The following is an 18,553-nucleotide window of genomic DNA, read 5'->3' on the forward strand; positions in this document are numbered from 1 at the left end:
AGAGCCTTGAACATCAAGGTCGGGTCGAGCGGCGGGCGGCCATTGTCGGGGCAATACAGCGGCGCGGTCAGATCGTGGATGAAGGAGAAATCGATCAAACGGTCGATCTTGCGCAACAGGTGATCAGCCGGAACCAACTGATCCAGCGTTACCATCTCGAGCGCGGTCTGTTCAGGGGCGGGTCGCTTCAACATGGCCCAGTGAATCAAAAACCCCCGGCAAATGCCAGGGGTTTGTCAGCAGTCTGAGCGGTTCACCTTTCGGTGAACCGCTCTTTTTCTTACTTTGACGCAATTCCGGACGGAAAACCGTTACACACTTTTCCTGAAATTGCTCCTAGCGACAAAACCCGACACCAGGATGACATTGATATGGAACTCGGTCTCTACACCTTTGCCGACGTCAGCCCGCAGCCCGGCCCCGGCGCCATCGGCCCGCATGAGCGCTTGCGCAACCTGATCGAGGAGGTCGAACTGGCCGACCAGGTCGGTCTCGACGTCTTCGGCCTCGGCGAACATCACCGGCCTGACTACGCCGCCTCCGCGCCGGTCGTGGCGCTTGCGGCGGCCTCCGAACGCTCGAAACGCATCAAGCTGACCAGCGCGGTCACCGTGCTCTCCTCGGACGATCCGGTCCGTGTCTTCCAGCAGTTTGCCACGCTCGATCTTCTATCGGGCGGCCGTGCCGAGATCATGGCCGGGCGCGGATCGTTCATCGAATCCTTCCCGCTGTTCGGCTACAATCTCGAGGACTATGACGAGCTCTTCGCCGAGAAGCTCGACCTGCTGCTCGCCATCCGCGATCAGGTGAAGGTCACCTGGTCCGGCAATCTGCGTGCACCGATCAACGATCGCGGCATCTATCCCCGGCCCTTCCAGGACAGGCTGCCGGTCTGGATCGCCATTGGCGGGACGCCACAATCTGCGGCGCGTGCGGGCGCGCTCGGCCTGCCGCTGGCGCTCGCCATCATCGGCGGCGAGCCGGCGCGCTTCGCGCCGCTGTTCGACCTCTACCGCGAAGCCGCCAAACGCGCCGGCAGTGACCCGGCCGGCCTCGCCACCAGCATTAACGTGCATGGCTTCATTGCTGAGACGACCGAGCAGGCGGCCGACGATTTCTACGGACCGCAGGCCGAAGTGATGAACCGCATCGGCCGCGAGCGCGGCTGGGGCCCGACATCGCGGGCGCATTTCGACCAGTCGCGTGGTCCGAGTGGCGCGCTGTTCGTCGGCGGTCCGGAGCAGGTAGCCGAGAAGATCGTCGCCCAGCACAGGATCTTCAACAATGACCGCTTCCTGCTGCAGATGGCGATCGGCACCATGCCGCACGCCAAGATCATGAAGGCGATCGAACTCTACGGGACCAAGGTGGCGCCGATCGTGCGCAAGGAAACGGCGAAATCCGCGCCGGTGGTAGCAGCGCCCGTAGCTTGAGTCTGAGCGACGGCAAGGCCTGCGGAAGCGGCCCGCCGGCTAACGGAACCTTGAGGCCACGCCAGCGTTTTCGGTCAACGGCTTGCACCAATTGCGGTGCGCCGCTGAGGGACCGTGATGAAAGCCGAACCCGCCGCTTTGGGCGCAGGCGTTGCCGAGGCTGAAGAGTCGCGCGTCGCGGCTCGCGCGGATACGCATCTGATGCGCTCGCTGCTGGTCGGCATTTTCATTTTCATGACCATTTACGCCCTCTACTTCGCCCGCGCCTTCTTCATGCCGGTCATGCTGGCTTTCCTGCTGGCGCTGACATTGACGCCGATCGTGCGGCTGCTGCGCAAACGCGGCATTCCCGAAGTGGTGTCGGCGACCTTGCTGGTGCTGCTGTCCATCTGCGTTTTCGCCAGCGCCGGCTATTTGCTCTCAGGCCCGGTCATCGATCTCCTCAACAACACCTCGTCGATCGGCCAGCAGCTCACCGAGCGGCTGGCGCAATTGCGGCGGCCGCTGGAAAGGATCATGCAGGTCTCGCATCAGATCGAGCAAATGACCGAGACGTCGCAGGAGCCGGGCATCCAGAAGGTGGCGGTCGCCCAGTCCGGCATCCTGTCTGCGGCGGCCAGCAACATCCTTTCGGCGGGGACGAGCCTCACCATCATTTTTGTGCTGTCGCTGTTCCTGCTCGCCTCGGGCACGATGTTCTACGAGAAGATCATCCAGTCCTTCGCCAGCCTCACCGAGAAGAAGCGGGCGTTGCGCGTCGTCTATGACGTCGAGCGCGAAATCTCGCACTATCTGCTCACCGTCACCATCATCAATGCCGGTCTCGGCACGGTCATCGGCCTTGGTCTATGGGCGCTCGGCATGCCCAACCCGCTGGTATGGGGCGTCGCCGCCGCCCTGTTCAACTTTCTGCCCTATGTCGGCGCGCTGCTGACCATCGTGCTGGTCGCGGTGATGGCGCTGATCAGCTTCGACACCATCTCCTACGCGCTGCTGGCGCCGGCCTTCGTGCTGTTGTGCGATATTGTCGAAGGCCAGTTCGTCACACCGATGGTGGTCGGCAGGCGCCTTGAGATCAACGCCGTGGCGATCTTCATCGCCATTGCCTTCTGGTCGTGGCTGTGGGGTTTCGTCGGCGCGCTGATGGCGGTGCCGCTGCTGGTCGTCATCAAGGTGTTCTGCGACCATTTCGAGGGGCTCGGCCATGTCGGCAATTTCCTCGCCGCGCAGCAAACCGCCGTGGTCGAGGACGAACCCGTTGAGGAGAACGGCAAGGCCGCCGCCTAACCGGCTCGCCGTGTTTGCGGCGCCCGGATCGAATGGCTATATCCGGCCGGACAATGGCCGGTGCCCCTTCCCGATGAACGACGTTCCCTTCGACCTCGACGCCTATCTCGCTCGCATCGGTTACGCCGGTTCGCGGGACCCGTCGCTGGATACGCTGAAGGCGCTGCATTTCCTGCATCCGCAGGCCATCCCCTTCGAAAACATCGATCCATTTCTAGGTTGCCCGGTCCGGCTCGACCTTGCCGCTCTGCAGGACAAGATCGTCCTTGGCGGGCGTGGCGGCTATTGCTTCGAGCACAACCTCCTCCTCATGCACGCGCTGAAGGCGCTTGGTTTCGAGGTCAGCGGCCTGGCCGCGCGCGTGCTTTGGGGCCAACCGGACGATGCCATCACCGCGCGCAGCCACATGCTGCTGCGCGTCGAGCTTGATGGCCGGACATATATCGCCGATGTCGGCTTCGGCGGCCTGACCCTGACGGCGCCGCTGCTGCTGGATCCCGGCGCGGAACAGAAAACCCCGCACGAGACATTCCGCATCGTCGAGGCCGACGATCATTTCCGCCTGCAGGCCGCCATCGGTGGCGACTGGCGCTCGCTCTACCGCTTCGACCTGCAGCCGCAATTCGAGGTCGACTATTCCGTCATCAACTACTTCCTGTCGACCAACCCGGCATCGCATTTCCTGTCCTCAGTCATAGCGGCACGCGCTACGCCCGACCGGCGCTACGCGTTGCGCGGCAACCGCCTGTCGATCCATCACCTTGGCGGCCGCACCGAGCAGACAGAGATAACCACCGCCGCTCAACTCGCCGACACGCTGGAAGGCCAGCTCGGCATCATCATTCCCGACCGCACGGCCTTCGAGGCCAAAGTGCGTGAGAAGAAGATCGTGGAGACCAACGCATGACCGAACTGTCCGTTCTCGACCTGTCGCCGATCGTCGAAGGCAGCAATGCCTCGCAGTCGCTGGCCAATTCGCTCGATCTCGCCCGCCATGCCGAGCGGCTGGGCTACAAGCGCTACTGGCTGGCCGAGCACCACAACATGCCGGGCATCGCCAGCGCAGCAACGGCCGTGGTCATCGCCCATGTCGCCGGCGGCACAAAAACCATTCGCGTCGGCGCCGGCGGCATCATGTTACCCAACCATGCGCCGCTGGTCATTGCCGAGCAATTCGGCACGCTGGCAGCCTTGTTTCCCGGCCGCATCGATCTCGGCCTCGGCCGGGCCCCCGGCACCGACATGAACACCGCGCGCGCCTTGCGCCGCAACCTCGAGGCCGGCGTCGACAATTTTCCGCAGGATGTCGTCGAGCTGATGGGCTATTTCCTGCCGGCCGAGGAAGGCCAGCGGCTCAGGGCCGTGCCGGGCGAAGGCCAGAATGTGCCGGTCTGGATCCTTGGCTCCAGCCTCTATGGTGCGCAGCTCGCAGCCATGCTCGGCCTGCCCTATGCCTTCGCCTCGCATTTCGCGCCGGCCGAGCTCGACCACGCGCTGGACATCTACCGCTCGCGCTTCCAGCCGTCGGAGCAGCTCGACAAACCGCATGTCATGCTCGGCCTCAATGTCTTTGCCGCACCGACCGATGCCGAGGCGCGGCTGCTGTTCACCTCGCTGCAGCAGGCCTTCGTCAATTTGCGCACCGGCCGGCCGGGACGATTGCCACCGCCGGTCGAGAATTATGACCGGGATCTCGATCCGATGGCGAAAACCATGCTCGGCCAGGCGCTGTCCTGCGCCGTTGTCGGCTCCCCCGAAACGGTCCGCCAGGGCATCGACGCCTTCGTGCGCCGCACCGGCGCCGACGAGCTGATGGTCACCGCGCAGATCTTCGACCATGCCGCTCGCGTGCGCTCCTTCGAGATCCTGGCCGATGCGCACAAATCGCTGTCGCGGGCGGCCTGACGTTTGTGTCTCGTCGGGTCCTTTTGCCGGTAGCGATGCTCTGCTAAGTGCGGAGCATCCAGAGGCAAGAGCGAGCTTTCCCCGTGACACGTGATCTTGACGCCCGCACGCAGTTTGCCATCGACCTGGCGCGACGGGCAGGCGAACTTGGCCTCAGATATTTCCGCGATCTGGAAAGCCTGACCATCGAGAGCAAGGGCCATCAGGACCTGGTCTCGCAAGCCGACCGCGAGGTCGAACTGTTCATCCGCGCGGCCATCGCCGCCGACTACCCGCAAGACGGCATTGTCGGCGAGGAACATGCCTCGGTCACTGGTTCGACCGGCTATGTCTGGGTCATCGATCCCATCGACGGCACCGCCAATTTCGTGCGCGGCATTCCGGCCTGGTGCGTGGTGATCGCTTGCGCGAAGGACGGGGAGACGGTCGTCGGCGTCATCCACGAGCCGTCGACCGGCGAAACCTTCCACGGCCGGCTCGGCGGCGGCGCCTTCGTCAACGACAGGCCGATCAAGGCGAGCGTAGCGACCAGCCTTGAAGAAGGGTCGGTGGGGACCGGATTTTCAAACCGGGCCGAGGCCGAAAATATCGCCGTGCTGATCAAGAAGATCCTCGCCGAAGGCGGCGTCTTCTTCCGCAACGCGTCCGGCGCCCTGATGTTGGCCTATGTGGCTTCGGGCCGGCTGCTTGGCTATGTCGAAGAACACATGAACGCTTGGGACTGCCTGGCCGGCATGCTGTTGATCGAGGAGGCCGGCGGCACCGTTCTGAAGGCGGATCCAAAGACGGTGCTGCAAAGCGGGACACAGGTCATCACCGGCGGCAAGGGCGTCTTTTCGAAACTGCAAGCGCTTTGTTCAGGGGTGTTCGCGGTCTAGGCACTCACGCTCTGCACAATTGCCGCAGCTGGCCCTACGCCAGCTTGGCCAGCAGCTTCGTGAAGGTGGCGATCTCCTTGGCCGAGAGCGGCGCCAGCGTTTCCCTTGTGATCTCGCGCGCCAGCGGGATCAGGCGCTCGATCGCATCGCGGCCTTCGGGGGTCAAATTGACCAGCAGCCGCCTTTTGTCGACCTCGTGCTTGGAAAGCTCGACCAGGCCGCGCGCCTTCAGCCGGTCGATGACGCCCTTCACCGTCGCCGCATCCATGGCGATCAGCGTGCCGAGCTGGTTCTGCGAGGTCTCGCCGACATCGCGCAGCTTGGCCAGTGCGGCAAATTGCGGCGGTGTCAGGTCGCCAATGTGGGCGGCGAAAATCGAGACATGGCGCTGGTGCGCCTTGCGCAGGATGAAGCCGACCTGCTCCTGCAGGAGGTAATCCTGATCGTCCGGCGCCTCGACCTCGACCAGCTTGAGCAGATTGTCCTCGCCGCTCACCGCAGCCCGTCCCAGGCTTTTATGCCGTCGGCGGCAAGGCCGCCCATGCGGTTGTGGATGCGCGGGCCGCAGGTCATGGCGAGGCAAAAAAGGATTTCGTCGGGGCGCGGACCGTCGCTGATACCGACTTCCATGGCGTCGAAATGGCTGCGCACATAGGCGGCGTTGATGTGGCCGAGCGGCACGTCGAGCTTTGAGCCGAAGGCGCCGACCTTCTTGGCCGACGGCACGATCGCCTTGGCATCGCCGAGCCGCTCGCGCATGGCATAGCCACCCGGCACATGCCACAGCGCACCATGCTCCAGTTCGCCCGCAATGCCGACAATGGCGCCCTTGCCGTAGCCGTCGATCTGTTTGACGTCACCGCCCAAGGCGGCGATGAGCTTGTCGGAAAGCAGCAGGCCAAGCGGCTTCAGATCGTCCATGGCGCTCTGCAAATCCTCGACATAGCGCCCGGCGAACGGGTTCCTGACCACGGCCATGGCCGCGGCCCGCCGGCGCGGCACGTCCGCGACCGGCCCGCCCTCGTGAAAGATCTCTTCGCTCAGGACCGCGACCTTGCGGATCGGGAACTCAGGCATGGGCAATTTCCTCCCTCGGATTTTTGTTGGGCGCGGCAAGCGCCACGGAACCACTGATGCGGGCCTCACCGCCCAGAAACAGCGCCGATGCGGCGATCAGGCCGCGCCGGCGAAAATCTTCGGCGACGGCAAGGCCGTTGTCCAGCGCCCGCGCCACTTCGCCAAGTGCAAGCGTGCCGACGCCTTGCGTCACCAACCGCGCGCCAAGATCGCTGTCGGGGGACAATTCACGTGCGGGAATGCGCTTGATGGCAGGATTGCCGGGCAGGTCTACCGCGTTGGCAATGAGCGTCGCCGCCGCATCGGCTTCGGCGCCAGTCCGCGCCAGCACCGTGACGGCGTCGGCAATGCCGAGTGAAAAGGAGCGGCCGCGCCAACCGCTGGTGGCGACGCCGCCAACGTCATCTTCGGCGCGGATCGTGATCCGGTCGGCCATGCCATTGCCGGTGCCGGCGACCGCCAGGCCCATCGACTGGCCCGTGCCGATATGGAGAGCGCTGTCGCCGCCATTGTTGACATAGGCGCGATCGAGCTTGCGGCCGGCAAGCAGCGCAGCGAGCATTTCGTCGGCTACCGACCCGGCAACGGCGGCCATCGGTGTTATGAAGCATTCCGCCAAGGGCATCACGGCTGCTTCCATGCGGCGCGCCGTCGGGCCGGCAAAGGTGCGTGGCGCCAGGAAAAACGCCGGGTGCCGCAATTCGGGAAGCTCCTCGACCAACTCGATCAGGATCGTCTGGAAGCGTGCAACCGCCTGCTCATAGGCCAGCTGGCATTCGCGCGCCTCGCCAAAAGCCTCGACGATCAGGTCGATCGGCCCGTGGTTGAGATGCAGCCGCTTGCCGTCCTGCAGCCAATGCGCTTGCGGGCCGTCCATCATCCGGTTCCGTTCGACGCGGCGCGCCGCAACTGTGCCAACGGCGGCCATGGATTGTTGTCAGCGGCACCGGTGCCGCGCCGGGGATTGAGATATTCGCCGCCCTTGGCGACGATATCCTCGACAGTGCGGATCTCGGCTTCGTAGCCGCCGAGCCTGATATAGTCGTCGCGGCGCAAAGTGAATTCGATCGGTGCCACCAGTGCCGGCGTCGGCACATAGCCGAAGGCGCCTTCCGGCACGCGCGTGACATCGACCATCAGCGTGATGCCGCCGCCGGGCCAGACATAGACCGGCGCGCCGCCGACCGTGACATAGGTTTTCAAGCCTTGCACCGAGCGAGTGAGGTTGACCGGGTTTTCGGTGACGCCGGCGCGCAGCGACCCACCGGCGCCGCCGATGAACAGCACGGTGCACAGCGCCGGCTCGCAATTGTCCTCGATCAGGTTCACGGATTTCTGCAGCCGCTCTGGAAACGGCTTTTCCACCGGCTTCAAGTCGTCGTCGAGTTCGTAATAGGCGAACTGTTCGCCGGTGGTCGAAACCATCAGCAGCGACAGGCCCGGCCGCGCACCCTTCTTGGCGTTCCACTCGCCAAGAATCGACAGCGGATCGGAAATGCTGGTGCCGCCCCAGCCGAGGCCGGGCTCGGAGACCTTGAAATAGCGGCCCGGCGTCGAACGTCGGCCGATGATTTTTATGCCCGTATCCTGCCAGCCCAGCACCTTGCCGGCTTGGTGTTCGGAAACCACGCCGGTGATGTGGTCATCCACCACCACGACCTCGTCGACCAGCCCGCGCCATTGCGTGGCGAACATGCCGATGGTGGCCGAGCCGCAGCCGACGCGCATGCGGTGTTCCTGCTTGCCGTCTATGACGGGTGGTTTGCCGGCTTCGACGATGATCGTGGCGCCGCCGTCGATGGCGAGTTCCACCGGCCTGCGGTTGCACAGATTGAGCAGCGCATCGCAGATGGCGCGGCCCTCCGACTTGGAGCCGCCGGTGAGGTGATGCACACCACCCAGCGACAGCATCTGCGAGCCGTATTCGCCCGTTGTGACATGGCCGATCGCCTCGCCTTGTGAGCGCACGATTGCCGTTTCGGGACCGAGATGACGGTCGGTGTCGATCTTCACCTTGACGCCGCAATACGAAAAAATGCCTTCGGTGACGACGGTGACGAGATCGACGCCCTCGACTTCCTGGCTGACGATGAACGGGGCAGGCTTGTAGTCCGGATAGGTGGTGCCGGCGCCGATTGCCGTGACGAAGCGGCGCCCGGTGTTGACCAGTTCGCCATCCCAGGCCTCGCCCTCGGCGATGAAGGGCACCATTGTCCCGCCGATCTCCGCCGCATGGTCGAGGATGGTCAGCGGGTCCATGCGCACGATCCGGCCGCCCGCATTGCCGTAGCGGTCGCAGGCGCCGGTCCGGCCCTCGGCGATGTAGCACATCACCGGGCAGGCATCGCAGCGGATCTTCTCCGCCACCAGCTTCTCGCCGGGATCATGCGTTTCGAAACGTTCGGCAAGCTCGCTCATTGGCGTGCCTCCTTTTCGCGGATGCCATCTTTTTCACGGATGCCAGCGCGGATACGCGTCGGCGTCGCCGGAACCTTGGTAACCAGGACGCCGGTGGCGTGGCGGATGGCGTTGAGGATCGCCGGCGCTGTCGGGATCAGCACATGCTCGCCCAGCCCCTTGGCGCCGAACGGCCCCTCGGGATCGGGAACCTCGACCAGAATGGTCTCGATCGGCGGCACGTCGCCGATGGTCGGGATGAGATAATCGTGCAGGTTTTCGGTTCGGCCGGGAATGTATTCTTCCATCAGCGCCATGCCGATGCCTTGCGCGATGCCGCCTTCGATCTGGCCCTCGACCAGCAGCGGGTTGATCGCCTTGCCGACATCATGCGCCGCGGTGATTTTCAGCAGCTTCACCGTGCCGAGCTTGAGATCGACCTCGAGCTCGGCGATCTGCGCGCCATAGCCGTAGAGGGCATAGGGCTTGCCTTGGCCCTTAGCATCGAGCGGCAGCGTCGGCGGGTCATAAGTCTCCTCGGCGCGGAAGACGAAGCCGTCGGCATCCGCGTCGAGCGAGGCGAGATCGATGCTGCGTGTGGCCTCGCCCTCGCGGATGACGATGGCCGAGCCATTCAGCTGCAGGGATGCTTTCTCGGAGACATTGGCAAAGCGCAGGATCTTTTCACGCAAGGCGCGGCCGGCCTTTTCGGCCGCCTTGCCGGTGACAAAAGTCTGGCGCGAGGCCGAGGTCTTGCCGGCGTCGGGGCTGATCGCCGTATCGGCGCTCTTCAGCCGGAATCTTTCCAGCGGCAGGCCAAGCGCATCGGCGCAGATCTGGGTGATGACGGTGTTGGAGCCCTGGCCGATATCGACGGCGCCCTGGTGCAGGATGACGTTACCGTCAGCCGCGATGCCAACCCGGATGGTCGACGGGTTGGGCAGCGAAGTGTTGCCGCAGCCATACCAGCAGGACGCGACGCCGACACCACGCTTTTTGTCCACATGGGCACTATTGAAAGCATCCGCGTCAGCCGTCGCACGCGCCCAATGCGGCAGCAAGGCCTCAAGGCATTCGGCAATGCCGACGCCGGACTCCAGCCTCTGTCCGGTGACCGTTTCGGAACCGTTCCGAAGGCAGTTTCTCAGGCGGAAGTCGAGCCGGTCGATGCCGAGCTTGTCGGCCAGCTCGTCATAGAGCGTCTCCTGCATGATGGTCGCCTGCGGCACGCCGAAACCCCGGAAGGCGCCGGAGATCGGCCCATGCGTGTGGATGGCGCGACCCTCGGCGCGGTAGTTGGGCGTCGCATAGGGACCGGATGCATGCACCGGCACGCGGTTGGCCACCGTCGGGCCCCAGCTGGCATAGGCGCCGGTGTTGAAATCGCCGGTGAAGATCATGCCGGTGACATGGCCTTCGGAATCGGCGCCGATGGTCGCCTTCATCTCCGAAGGATGGCGCTTGGTGGTCGACATCATCGATTCATTGCGGGTGTAGGCAAGTGCCGCCGGCCGGCCGGTCTTCAGCGCGACGAGGCCGATCAGCGGCTGCAGCGAAACGTCGAGTTTCGAGCCGAAGCCGCCGCCGGTCGCGGTCGGCACGATGCGCACCTTGTCGACGGGCAGACCAAGCACTTTCGCCGTGTCGTCGCGGTCCATGTAAGGCGCCTGCGTGCAGGCGACGACGACCAGCGTGTCGCCATCGAGGTAAGCATGGCCGGCTTCCGGCTCGATATAGGCATGCTCGACATAGGACGTGTCGATCGCGCCCGTCACGGCAACCGCCGCATTGGCAAGCGCCGTCTCGGGATCGCCGCGCTCGACGAAACCGGAGGTCAGCAGGTTCGAAGGGCGGTTCTGATGGATCAGAGCGGCACCCTCGGCCTGCGCTTCACAGGGCTGCAGGACATGCGGCAGTTCGGTCCAGCGGACCGGGAAATCCGACAGGTCGAGATCGAGGATCGCCTCGCGCTCGCCGGCGACCAGCGCCACCGCCTCGCCGCGAAGCCGCGCAAACCCTTCGGCGAGCGCCGGCTGGTCGGCGAAAGGGCCGATGACGCCAAAGCAGTTTTTGCCCGGAATGTCGGCCGCGGTGAAGACACCGGCGATGCCGGGATGCGCCTTGGCCCAGCCGTCGAGATCGCCAAAGGCAAAGCTGGCGTGATAATGCGGCGAACGGACCACCAGCACCGCCAGCGCATCGGCGGGGAAGGAATCGCCGCCGAACTTTTCGCCGCCGGTGACCTTCGGTACGCCGTCGAGCCTGACGGGTGACGCGCCGACGGCGTGGCCGGACTGGGGCAGGCAGAAATCGAGGCTTGCTGCCTGCTGAGAAGCCTCCATCACCGCCGCGATGATCTTCCGGTAGCCGGTGCAGCGGCACAAAATACCGCCCAGCGCATCCTGCACCTCGGTCTCGGTCGGCCTGGGTTTGGTGTCCAGCAGCGCTGTCGCCGCGACCAGCAGCGCCGGCGTGCAGATGCCGCATTGCGCCGCGCCATGGGCGAGAAAGGAGGCTTGCAGCACCGACAGCCGGCCATTGGCGAGCCCCTCGACGGTCGTCACCGCGGCGCCGGCGGCCGAGGCTATCGACATCAGGCAGGCGCAGACGGGGTCGCCATCGACCAGCACCGTGCAGGCGCCGCAGTCACCGGCGTCGCAGCCGACCTTGGTGCCGGTCAACTGCAATTCGTCACGCAGCACCTGGGACAGCCGGCGCAGCGGTGGCACATTGACCGAGACGGCGGCACCATTGACCGCAAAGGCGATATCTCTGCGTTCAAGGCCGAGGCTAGGCTGGTGACTGCCCGGATCGAGCAGAGTTTCACGGACTTCAGGCAGAACCTGGCTCATGCTGCCACCATATGGTCGTTCATCGGTCCGGCGGCCATCAACACGGCCCGGGCAACAATCTCGCGCACGGCGTCGAGCCGGTATTCGGCGCTGCCGCGCACATCGGCGATCGGCGACAGCTCCGTCATTGGCGCGGACTGGACCGCAGCGGCGAGCCCGCCATCTGCCGGCAACCCGCGTACCGCGGCCTCGACGCCGGCAAGCCGTTTGGCGACAGCCGAACACGATCCCACGGCAATCGCCGCTTCAATGACGGTGCCGTCCTCCACGACCAGACGCGCCGCCACCATGGCAATGGAGATCACGAGATAGCGCCGGGCGCCGAGCTTGACGAAGGCGGACGTGCCGCTGGCGGCAGGTTTTGGCACACGGATAGCCGTCACCATTTCGCCGGCCCGCAAGGCCGTGCGGCGGTTGCCGAGAATGAAATCCGGCAAAGGCAGATGGCGCGTTGTCGTTGCCGAACGCAGTTCGACCTCGGCATCGAGGATAAGCAGGCCCGGCACACCATCGGCGGCCGGCGAGGCGTTGCAGAGATTGCCGGCGACGGAAGCGACGTTCTGGATCTGCGGCGAACCGACCTCGCGCGCCGCCTGTTTCAGCGCGTCGAAGGCTGGCGGCAAGGGGTGGCGGATGATGTCGGTCCATGTCGTGCGCGCGCCGATGACGAAATGGTCATCCGTCTCGGCGATGCCGCGCAGCGCCGCGAGGCCATTGATGTCGAGGACATTGTCGCGGAACGGTTTCGCGCCCTGTGCCGGATAGAAATCCGTGCCGCCGGCAAGGATGCGCCAGGCGCCCTCGCCAAGCAGCGCGAGCGCCTCGTCAACCGTGGTGGGTTTCGCGTAACGGATCACGCTTTGCCTTCCCAGAGATGGGGCCTTCCCCGAATTTGGCCTCCCAAGGCGTTTACCCGGGGATCGTCTTGCCGGTTTTCGAACCGGAAATTCATTCGTATGCAAATGATATCAAGCCCGTGCAAATTGTCAAAGCCAGAGTTTGGGCTGTCGTCCTTGCCGGGGTGTATGCAACGAGATTGTTACGCCTTCGGAGGTTGACGCGGCCGGCCATCTGGTCAAGTTTCTGCCTCCGGTCGCGTTCGCGGTATTTTCCACTGGAGCATGACGTACAGAAGAGGGAAGCCCAATGGCCGACGAAGCGCTTGTTGTCATCGACCTGCAGAACGACTTTTGCCCGGGCGGCGCGTTGGCCGTGACCGGCGGCGACGAGATCGTGCCGCTGGTCAACGATATGATCCGGCACGCCGAGCATGTCGTGCTGACGCAGGACTGGCACCCCGCCGGCCATTCGAGCTTTGCGTCAAGCCATCCGGGCGCACAGCCCTTCACCATGATCGAAATGCCCTATGGCCAGCAGACTTTATGGCCGGATCATTGCATCCAGGGTAGCCTCGGCTCGGATTTTCATTCCGGCCTTGCCTGGACCAAGGCCGAGCTCGTCATCCGCAAGGGGTTTCGCCCCGCCATCGACAGCTATTCGGCCTTCTTCGAGAACGACCACACGACGCCGACCGGCCTCGGGGGCTATCTCAGGGAGCGCGGCATCGACACCATCACCTTGGTCGGCCTGGCGACCGATTTCTGTGTCGGCTTTTCCGCGCTGGACGCCGTCAGCCAGGGGTTCAAGACCACCGTCCGGCTCGATGCCTGCCGTGGCATAGATCTCAACGGTTCGCTCGATGTGATGCTGCAACGCATGCGCGATGCCGGCGTGACGCTTGAAGACCATTTGTCGGACTGAATCGGCCTTTGGGAAAGAACCCCCTCACCCGGATTGCCAACCGAATCGCGAAGAGCAATTCGGGGCAATCCGACCTCTCCCCGAGGGGAGAGGAGCTTACCAGCGCTGGCGCTGTCCTCTTCTCTCCACCGGGGGTCCGAAGGACGGGCGAGGCCCGCGACTCGCCCCGGCAAAGGTGGCCGCGAAGCGGCCGGATGAGGGGGCTTTTCCTATACGCGAGCGCCTTGATCGCAATCGCTCTCGCCATTCTGTTTCCAGCACAGGCCTTCGCGGCAGAGGAACACGGGCTGCCCGGCGCCTCGATGTCGCTGTGGTGGGCGCTGCCTTTTGCCGGCCTGCTGCTGTCGATCGCCACTGGGCCGCTGCTGTTCCACCATGTCTGGGAGCATCATTACGGCAAGATCGCAGCCCTTTGGGCGGCGCTGGTGATCGTGCCGTTAGCGCTTGCCTTCGGTGTCCCCTCGGCGACCGAGGCGGTGCTGCATGCGCTGCTCACCGAATACATGTCCTTCATCATCCTGCTGTTCGCTCTCTACACGATTTCAGGTGGCATCCTGCTTGCCGGCAACATCCACGGCACGCCGCTGGTCAATGCCGGGCTGCTGCTCGCCGGCGCGATGCTGGCCTCGGTGATCGGCACCACCGGCGCCTCAATGATCCTGATCCGGCCGATCCTGCGCGCCAACGACAACAGGCCGTTCAACGCCCATGTCGTCATCTTCTTCATTTTCCTGGTTTCCAACATCGGTGGCTCGCTGACACCGCTCGGCGACCCGCCGCTGTTCGTCGGCTTCCTGCGCGGCGTCGATTTCTTCTGGACGACCGCCAACCTCTGGGGCGAGACGCTGTTTGTCGGCGGTGTCGTGCTGGCGGTGTTCCTGGCAATCGACATCATCCTGCACCGGCGTGAGGCGGGCGCGCCGAAGATCAAGGATCCGACGCCGGATTCGAAGGTGCGCCTGCGCGGCCTGGCCAATCTTCCGCTGCTGGCCGGCGTCATCGGCGCGATCCTGCTGTCGGCTGCCTGGAAGCCCGGCGTGAGCTTTTCCGTGTTCGGCGTCGGCCTCGAACTGCAGAACCTGGTGCGCGACGCCATCATCCTGGCGCTGGCCTTGCTGTCGCTCCCCCTTTCATACAAGAGCCACCGCGAAGCGAACGGCTTCAACTGGGGTCCGATAGCAGAGGTGGCGAAATTGTTTGCCGGCATCTTCATCTGCATCGTGCCGGTCATCGCCATCCTCCGGGCAAGCCATGAGGGGGCGCTGGCGCCGCTGGTGTCCCTTGTCAGTTCTCCCTCGGGCCAGCCCAACGATCTCGCCTATTTCTGGCTGACCGGGGCGTTGTCGTCCTTCCTCGACAATGCGCCGACCTATCTGGTGTTCTTCGAGCTTGCCGGCGGCGATGCCCACCATCTGATGAGCGAGTTCGCCTCGACGCTTGCTGCGATATCCGCAGGTGCGGTGTTCATGGGCGCCAACACCTATATCGGCAATGCGCCCAACTTCATGGTCTATGCCATCGCCCGGCATCGCGGCGTGAAGATGCCGGACTTCTTCGGCTACATGCTGTGGTCCGGCCTGGTGCTGATTCCGACATTCCTGATCGCCGGCTTTCTGTTCTTTGGCTGATCAACCGACACCGACATAGCGGCGCACCGCCGACGGATCGGCACGCAGCTCCTCGACATCCACAGTCTCGCGGTCGCGGCCGTTCTCGATGAACGAAACGCGGTCGGCTACCGACAGCACCGCGTCGACGCGTTGCTCCACCAGAATGGTCGAGACGCCCATGTCGCGCAGTTTCGCCACCGTCTCGCGGATTTTTGCGATCATCGACGGCATCAGCCCTTCCGTCGGCTCGTCGAGCAAAAGCACCTGCGGCTCGAGGCAGAGCGCGCGCGCCATGGCCAGCATCTGCTGCTCGCCGCCCGACAATGTACCCGAGCGCTGCCGCAGCCGCTGGCGCAGCAATGGGAAGAGGTCGAGGACGTTTTCCCGCACGGCCTTGCCCTTGCCGCGCGCCATAAGCCCGATCTCGATGTTTTCCGCCACCGTCATCTCGGCAAACAGCCGCCTGCCCTGCGGCACATAGGCGACGCCGGCCTTCGGCACTTCGTGTGCCGGCAGCCCGGTCAATTCCTGGCCGGCGAGCTTGATCGAGCCGGCACTTGAGGGAACCAGTCCCATGATCGCCTTCAGCGTCGTCGTCTTGCCCGCGCCGTTGCGGCCGAACAGGCACAGCACCTCGCCCTTGTTCAGCACGAGGTCGAGGCCGTACAGCACCTGGACCTCGCCATAGAAGCAGTCGAGCCCCGAGATGGTGAGCGCTTGAGCCTCGGTCGTCCTTGTTTCAATCATGGGGCGGTCCCCAAATAGGCTTCCTGCACCGCCGCGTTGTCGCGGATCGCCTCCGGCGTGCCTTCAGCCAGGATCCTGCCGGCATTGAAGACGGTGATGCGGTCGGCAAGTTGCATGACGACAGGCATGTTGTGTTCGATCAGGAGCACGGTGGCGTTCTTCGCGATCTCGCGCACCAGGGTGATGAAATTGTCGATCTCAGAGTCGGCCAGCCCTTGCGTCGGCTCGTCGAGGATCAGCAGGCGTGGCTTCAGCGCCAGCCCCATCGCCACTTCCAGCAGGCGCTGGTGGCCATAGGACAATTGCCCGGCCGGCATATGAGCGCGGTCGCCCAGGCCGGTGCGTTCGAGTGCCGCCATGACGCCGGCCCTGACCGCGCCTTTCGAGCGGCCATCGCTCAGCGTCCGCTGCACCGGCAGCGCGACATTGTCGTAGGCGCTGAGATTGGCGAAGACGCTGGTGATCTGGAAGGTGTAGGCGATGCCCTGGCGCACCCTGATATAGGCCGGCAGGCCGGTGATGTCGGCGCCGTCGAAGACGATCGCGCCCGAAGAGGGCTGGATGCGGCCGCTGACCAGGCTGACGAAGGTGGTCTTCCCCGCCCCGTTGGGGCCGATCACGGCGCGGATCTCTCCCGGCATCAAGGTGAAATCGACACCGTCGACGGCGCGCAGGCCGCCAAAATTGCGCGACAGGCCCTTGGTGGTCAAAAGCGGCGTCATGGCAGCCACCCGAGCCAGCGCTGGCGAATGCTGCCCAGAATGCCTTTGGGGAAAAACAGCACCAGCAGGATCAGGGCAACGCCGACGATCAGCAGGTAGGCCGAGGTGTAGCCGCTGGTGACGTCGATGACATAGTACATGAAGACGGTGCCGATGAGCGGTCCCAGCGTTGTGGCAGCACCGCCGAGCAAGACCCAGAGAAGCGGCAGGATCGAATATTGCACCGAGGCAAAGCTCGAGCCGACATAGCCGAACAGCAGCGCATAGGCCGCGCCCGAGGCCGCGCAGATCGTGCCGGAGACGACGACGGCGATGAGCTTGTTGGAGAAGGTGTCGTAGCCCAGCATCTTCGTCCGCTCCTCATTCTCACGAATGGCGACCAGCACGCGGCCATAACGGGAGCGAACGATGACCAGGGTGATCAGCAGCACGAGCGAGAACAGCGCCAACGCGCTCATGTAGCGCACGGTCGGATTGGTGAGGTCGAGTGAGGTCGCACCGAAAGTGAGAACGCGCGCCGGCTGCGGCACCACCTGCCCCTGATCGCCGCCGGTCCAGGTCGCGAAGTAGAGGATGAGGAGATAAAACACCTGCGCGAACATCATGGTGACGATCATGAAGGCGACACCCGTGGTGCGCAGCGCCAGGAGGCCGATCAGCAGCGCCAGCACTGCGCCGCAGGCAATTCCAGCGGCGAATGCCGCCGGCACGTTCCAGCCGAGCTGGATGATGGCAAGGCCGGCGCCATAGAGCCCGGCGCCGAAGAACATGGCATGGCCGAGGCTGAGCAGGCCGACATAGCCGAACAGCATGTTGTAGCCCATGGCGAACACCGCCAGCACCATGATGCGGGCAAGCAGGCCATGATAGTAGTCCGGCAGCAGGAAGCTCAGCACGAAGAGCAGCGCGATGACGCCGAGATGGAGCAGATAGGCCTTTGCCGGCGAAGCTTCGCTCATCGAGCCTGTGTCCCGAACAGGCCTTGCGGCCGGAACACCAGCACCATGGCGACCAACAGCGTGGCGATGATCTTGGCCAGCGTCGGCGAGAAGAACATCGAGATGATGCCGTCGGACATGCCGATGAGCACCGCGGCGACGACGGTGCCGCGTAGCGAGCCGAGGCCGCCAATGATGACGACGATGAAGGAGAGCAGCAGCGGATCCTGCCCCATCAGATAATGCGCCTGGCTGATCGGCACGATCAGCACCGCGGCTATAGCCGCCAGCATGGCGCCAAGCGCGAAGACGCCGCCATAGACGCGGCCGACAGGGATGCCGAAGGCCTGCGCGGTCTCGCTGTCATACTGTGTGGCGCGCATGACGAGGCCGATCCTGGTGCGCGTCAGCACCAGCCATGTCGCGATCAAGAGAAGCGCGGATGCGGCTATGATCGACAGCTTGTAGCCGGAATAGCCGAACCACGGCAAAAGGATGCGGTAGTTGAAGGGTGGCTCGACGGGCCGCGCCTCGGGACCATAGAACGTCAGCGCCAGCTGCTGGATGATGTAAAGCATGCCGATGGTGGCAACGATGGTGGCTTCCGGATTGTAGTTGAGCCGGCGCAACACCAGCCGCTCGGCGACCAGCGCAATGGCGCCGACGATCAAGGGTGCAATCACCAGCGCCGCCAGGAAGCCGAGCGCCGGATGGCCGCCGATTGCTGTGGTGATCGCCCAGGCGAGCACGGCACCCAGCATGAAGAACTCGCCGTGCGCGACATTGACCACCCGCATCACGCCGAACACCAGCGACAACCCAAGCGCCGTCAGCGCCAGCACGGCTGAGGTGACGAGGCCTTCGAGGGCGGCAAGGAGGAGATGCGGTCCGAAGTGCATTCAGGGGCGCCCTTACCCTCCCCCTCGTGGGGAGGGTGACCGCGAAG

18 protein-coding genes are annotated in these 18,553 nt (G+C 64.6%); 7 read left to right on the top strand and 11 right to left on the bottom strand.

Annotated features, from left to right (window positions below):
• Positions 1–194: transposase (locus tag AC1D05_RS33280; protein WP_477438159.1), on the bottom strand; the 194-nt coding region annotated here is incomplete at its 3' end.
• 177 nt (positions 195–371) lie between these two features.
• Between AC1D05_RS33280 and AC1D05_RS33285 the strand changes: the two genes are divergently transcribed.
• The 5 genes from AC1D05_RS33285 to AC1D05_RS33305 all read left to right on the top strand — a co-directional run bounded on the left by AC1D05_RS33285 (position 372) and on the right by AC1D05_RS33305 (position 5,503).
• The gene (locus AC1D05_RS33285; protein ID WP_477446882.1) at positions 372–1,433 is read left to right on the top strand and encodes an LLM class flavin-dependent oxidoreductase; all 1,062 of its coding nucleotides are present in this window, start codon (positions 372–374) and stop codon (positions 1,431–1,433) included.
• Positions 1,434–1,550: 117 nt separating this feature from the next.
• Positions 1,551–2,720 (top strand): AI-2E family transporter, encoded by a 1,170-nt coding sequence (locus AC1D05_RS33290; RefSeq protein WP_477446884.1) that lies wholly within the window; start codon positions 1,551–1,553, stop codon positions 2,718–2,720.
• Positions 2,721–2,793: 73 nt separating this feature from the next.
• Positions 2,794–3,627: an arylamine N-acetyltransferase family protein gene (locus AC1D05_RS33295; RefSeq protein ID WP_477446886.1), complete on the top strand. Its 834-nt coding sequence runs from the start codon at positions 2,794–2,796 to the stop codon at positions 3,625–3,627.
• Complete coding sequence (locus tag AC1D05_RS33300; protein WP_477446888.1) at positions 3,624–4,625, top strand: LLM class flavin-dependent oxidoreductase; 1,002 nt, start codon at positions 3,624–3,626, stop codon at positions 4,623–4,625. Before AC1D05_RS33295 ends, AC1D05_RS33300 begins: the two co-directional genes overlap by 4 nt.
• A gap of 83 nt (positions 4,626–4,708) precedes the next feature.
• The gene (locus AC1D05_RS33305; RefSeq protein ID WP_477446890.1) at positions 4,709–5,503 is read left to right on the top strand and encodes an inositol monophosphatase family protein; all 795 of its coding nucleotides are present in this window, start codon (positions 4,709–4,711) and stop codon (positions 5,501–5,503) included.
• Between the two features lie 34 nt (positions 5,504–5,537).
• On the opposite strand, the gene AC1D05_RS33310 is transcribed toward AC1D05_RS33305, so the two are convergent.
• From AC1D05_RS33310 to AC1D05_RS33335, 6 genes are read right to left on the bottom strand one after another with little or no spacing between them, the layout of a single operon-like run.
• The gene (locus tag AC1D05_RS33310; protein WP_172221215.1) at positions 5,538–5,999 is read right to left on the bottom strand and encodes a MarR family winged helix-turn-helix transcriptional regulator; all 462 of its coding nucleotides are present in this window, start codon (positions 5,997–5,999) and stop codon (positions 5,538–5,540) included.
• A complete protein-coding gene (locus tag AC1D05_RS33315) occupies positions 5,996–6,580 on the bottom strand; it encodes an amino acid synthesis family protein (protein ID WP_477446892.1) in 585 nt (194 codons plus the stop codon). The genes AC1D05_RS33310 and AC1D05_RS33315 overlap by 4 nt, the downstream gene beginning before the upstream one ends.
• A complete protein-coding gene (locus AC1D05_RS33320; protein ID WP_477446997.1) occupies positions 6,573–7,457 on the bottom strand; it encodes a UPF0280 family protein in 885 nt (294 codons plus the stop codon). Before AC1D05_RS33320 ends, AC1D05_RS33315 begins: the two co-directional genes overlap by 8 nt.
• Positions 7,457–8,998, bottom strand: a complete 1,542-nt coding sequence (locus AC1D05_RS33325) for a 6-hydroxynicotinate reductase (RefSeq protein ID WP_477446894.1) — start codon at positions 8,996–8,998, stop codon at positions 7,457–7,459. Before AC1D05_RS33325 ends, AC1D05_RS33320 begins: the two co-directional genes overlap by 1 nt.
• Positions 8,995–11,829 carry a molybdopterin-dependent oxidoreductase gene (locus AC1D05_RS33330; protein WP_477446896.1) on the bottom strand — a complete coding sequence of 945 codons (2,835 nt, stop codon included), beginning with the start codon at positions 11,827–11,829 and terminating at the stop codon, positions 8,995–8,997. Before AC1D05_RS33330 ends, AC1D05_RS33325 begins: the two co-directional genes overlap by 4 nt.
• Positions 11,826–12,686 (bottom strand): FAD binding domain-containing protein, encoded by an 861-nt coding sequence (locus AC1D05_RS33335; protein WP_477446898.1) that lies wholly within the window; start codon positions 12,684–12,686, stop codon positions 11,826–11,828. Before AC1D05_RS33335 ends, AC1D05_RS33330 begins: the two co-directional genes overlap by 4 nt.
• Before the next feature lie 289 nt (positions 12,687–12,975).
• Here AC1D05_RS33335 and pncA point away from each other — a divergent pair, with 289 nt between their 5' ends.
• A complete protein-coding gene (pncA, locus tag AC1D05_RS33340) occupies positions 12,976–13,590 on the top strand; it encodes a bifunctional nicotinamidase/pyrazinamidase (RefSeq protein WP_477446900.1) in 615 nt (204 codons plus the stop codon).
• A gap of 194 nt (positions 13,591–13,784) precedes the next feature.
• The gene (locus AC1D05_RS33345) at positions 13,785–15,218 is read left to right on the top strand and encodes a sodium:proton antiporter (protein ID WP_477446902.1); all 1,434 of its coding nucleotides are present in this window, start codon (positions 13,785–13,787) and stop codon (positions 15,216–15,218) included.
• Here the strand turns inward: AC1D05_RS33345 and AC1D05_RS33350 are convergent, their stop codons facing one another.
• From AC1D05_RS33350 to AC1D05_RS33365, 4 genes are read right to left on the bottom strand one after another with little or no spacing between them, the layout of a single operon-like run.
• Complete coding sequence (locus tag AC1D05_RS33350; RefSeq protein WP_477446904.1) at positions 15,219–15,947, bottom strand: ABC transporter ATP-binding protein; 729 nt, start codon at positions 15,945–15,947, stop codon at positions 15,219–15,221. It abuts the gene before it with no gap.
• Positions 15,944–16,669, bottom strand: coding sequence for an ABC transporter ATP-binding protein (locus AC1D05_RS33355; protein ID WP_477446906.1), 726 nt, complete (start codon positions 16,667–16,669; stop codon positions 15,944–15,946). The genes AC1D05_RS33350 and AC1D05_RS33355 overlap by 4 nt, the downstream gene beginning before the upstream one ends.
• A complete protein-coding gene (locus AC1D05_RS33360; protein WP_477446908.1) occupies positions 16,666–17,628 on the bottom strand; it encodes a branched-chain amino acid ABC transporter permease in 963 nt (320 codons plus the stop codon). The genes AC1D05_RS33355 and AC1D05_RS33360 overlap by 4 nt, the downstream gene beginning before the upstream one ends.
• Positions 17,625–18,506, bottom strand: coding sequence for a branched-chain amino acid ABC transporter permease (locus AC1D05_RS33365; protein WP_477446910.1), 882 nt, complete (start codon positions 18,504–18,506; stop codon positions 17,625–17,627). The genes AC1D05_RS33360 and AC1D05_RS33365 overlap by 4 nt, the downstream gene beginning before the upstream one ends.
• Positions 18,507–18,553 lie beyond the last annotated feature (47 nt).

It is taken from the genome of Mesorhizobium sp. P2_E9 (assembly GCF_056403815.1).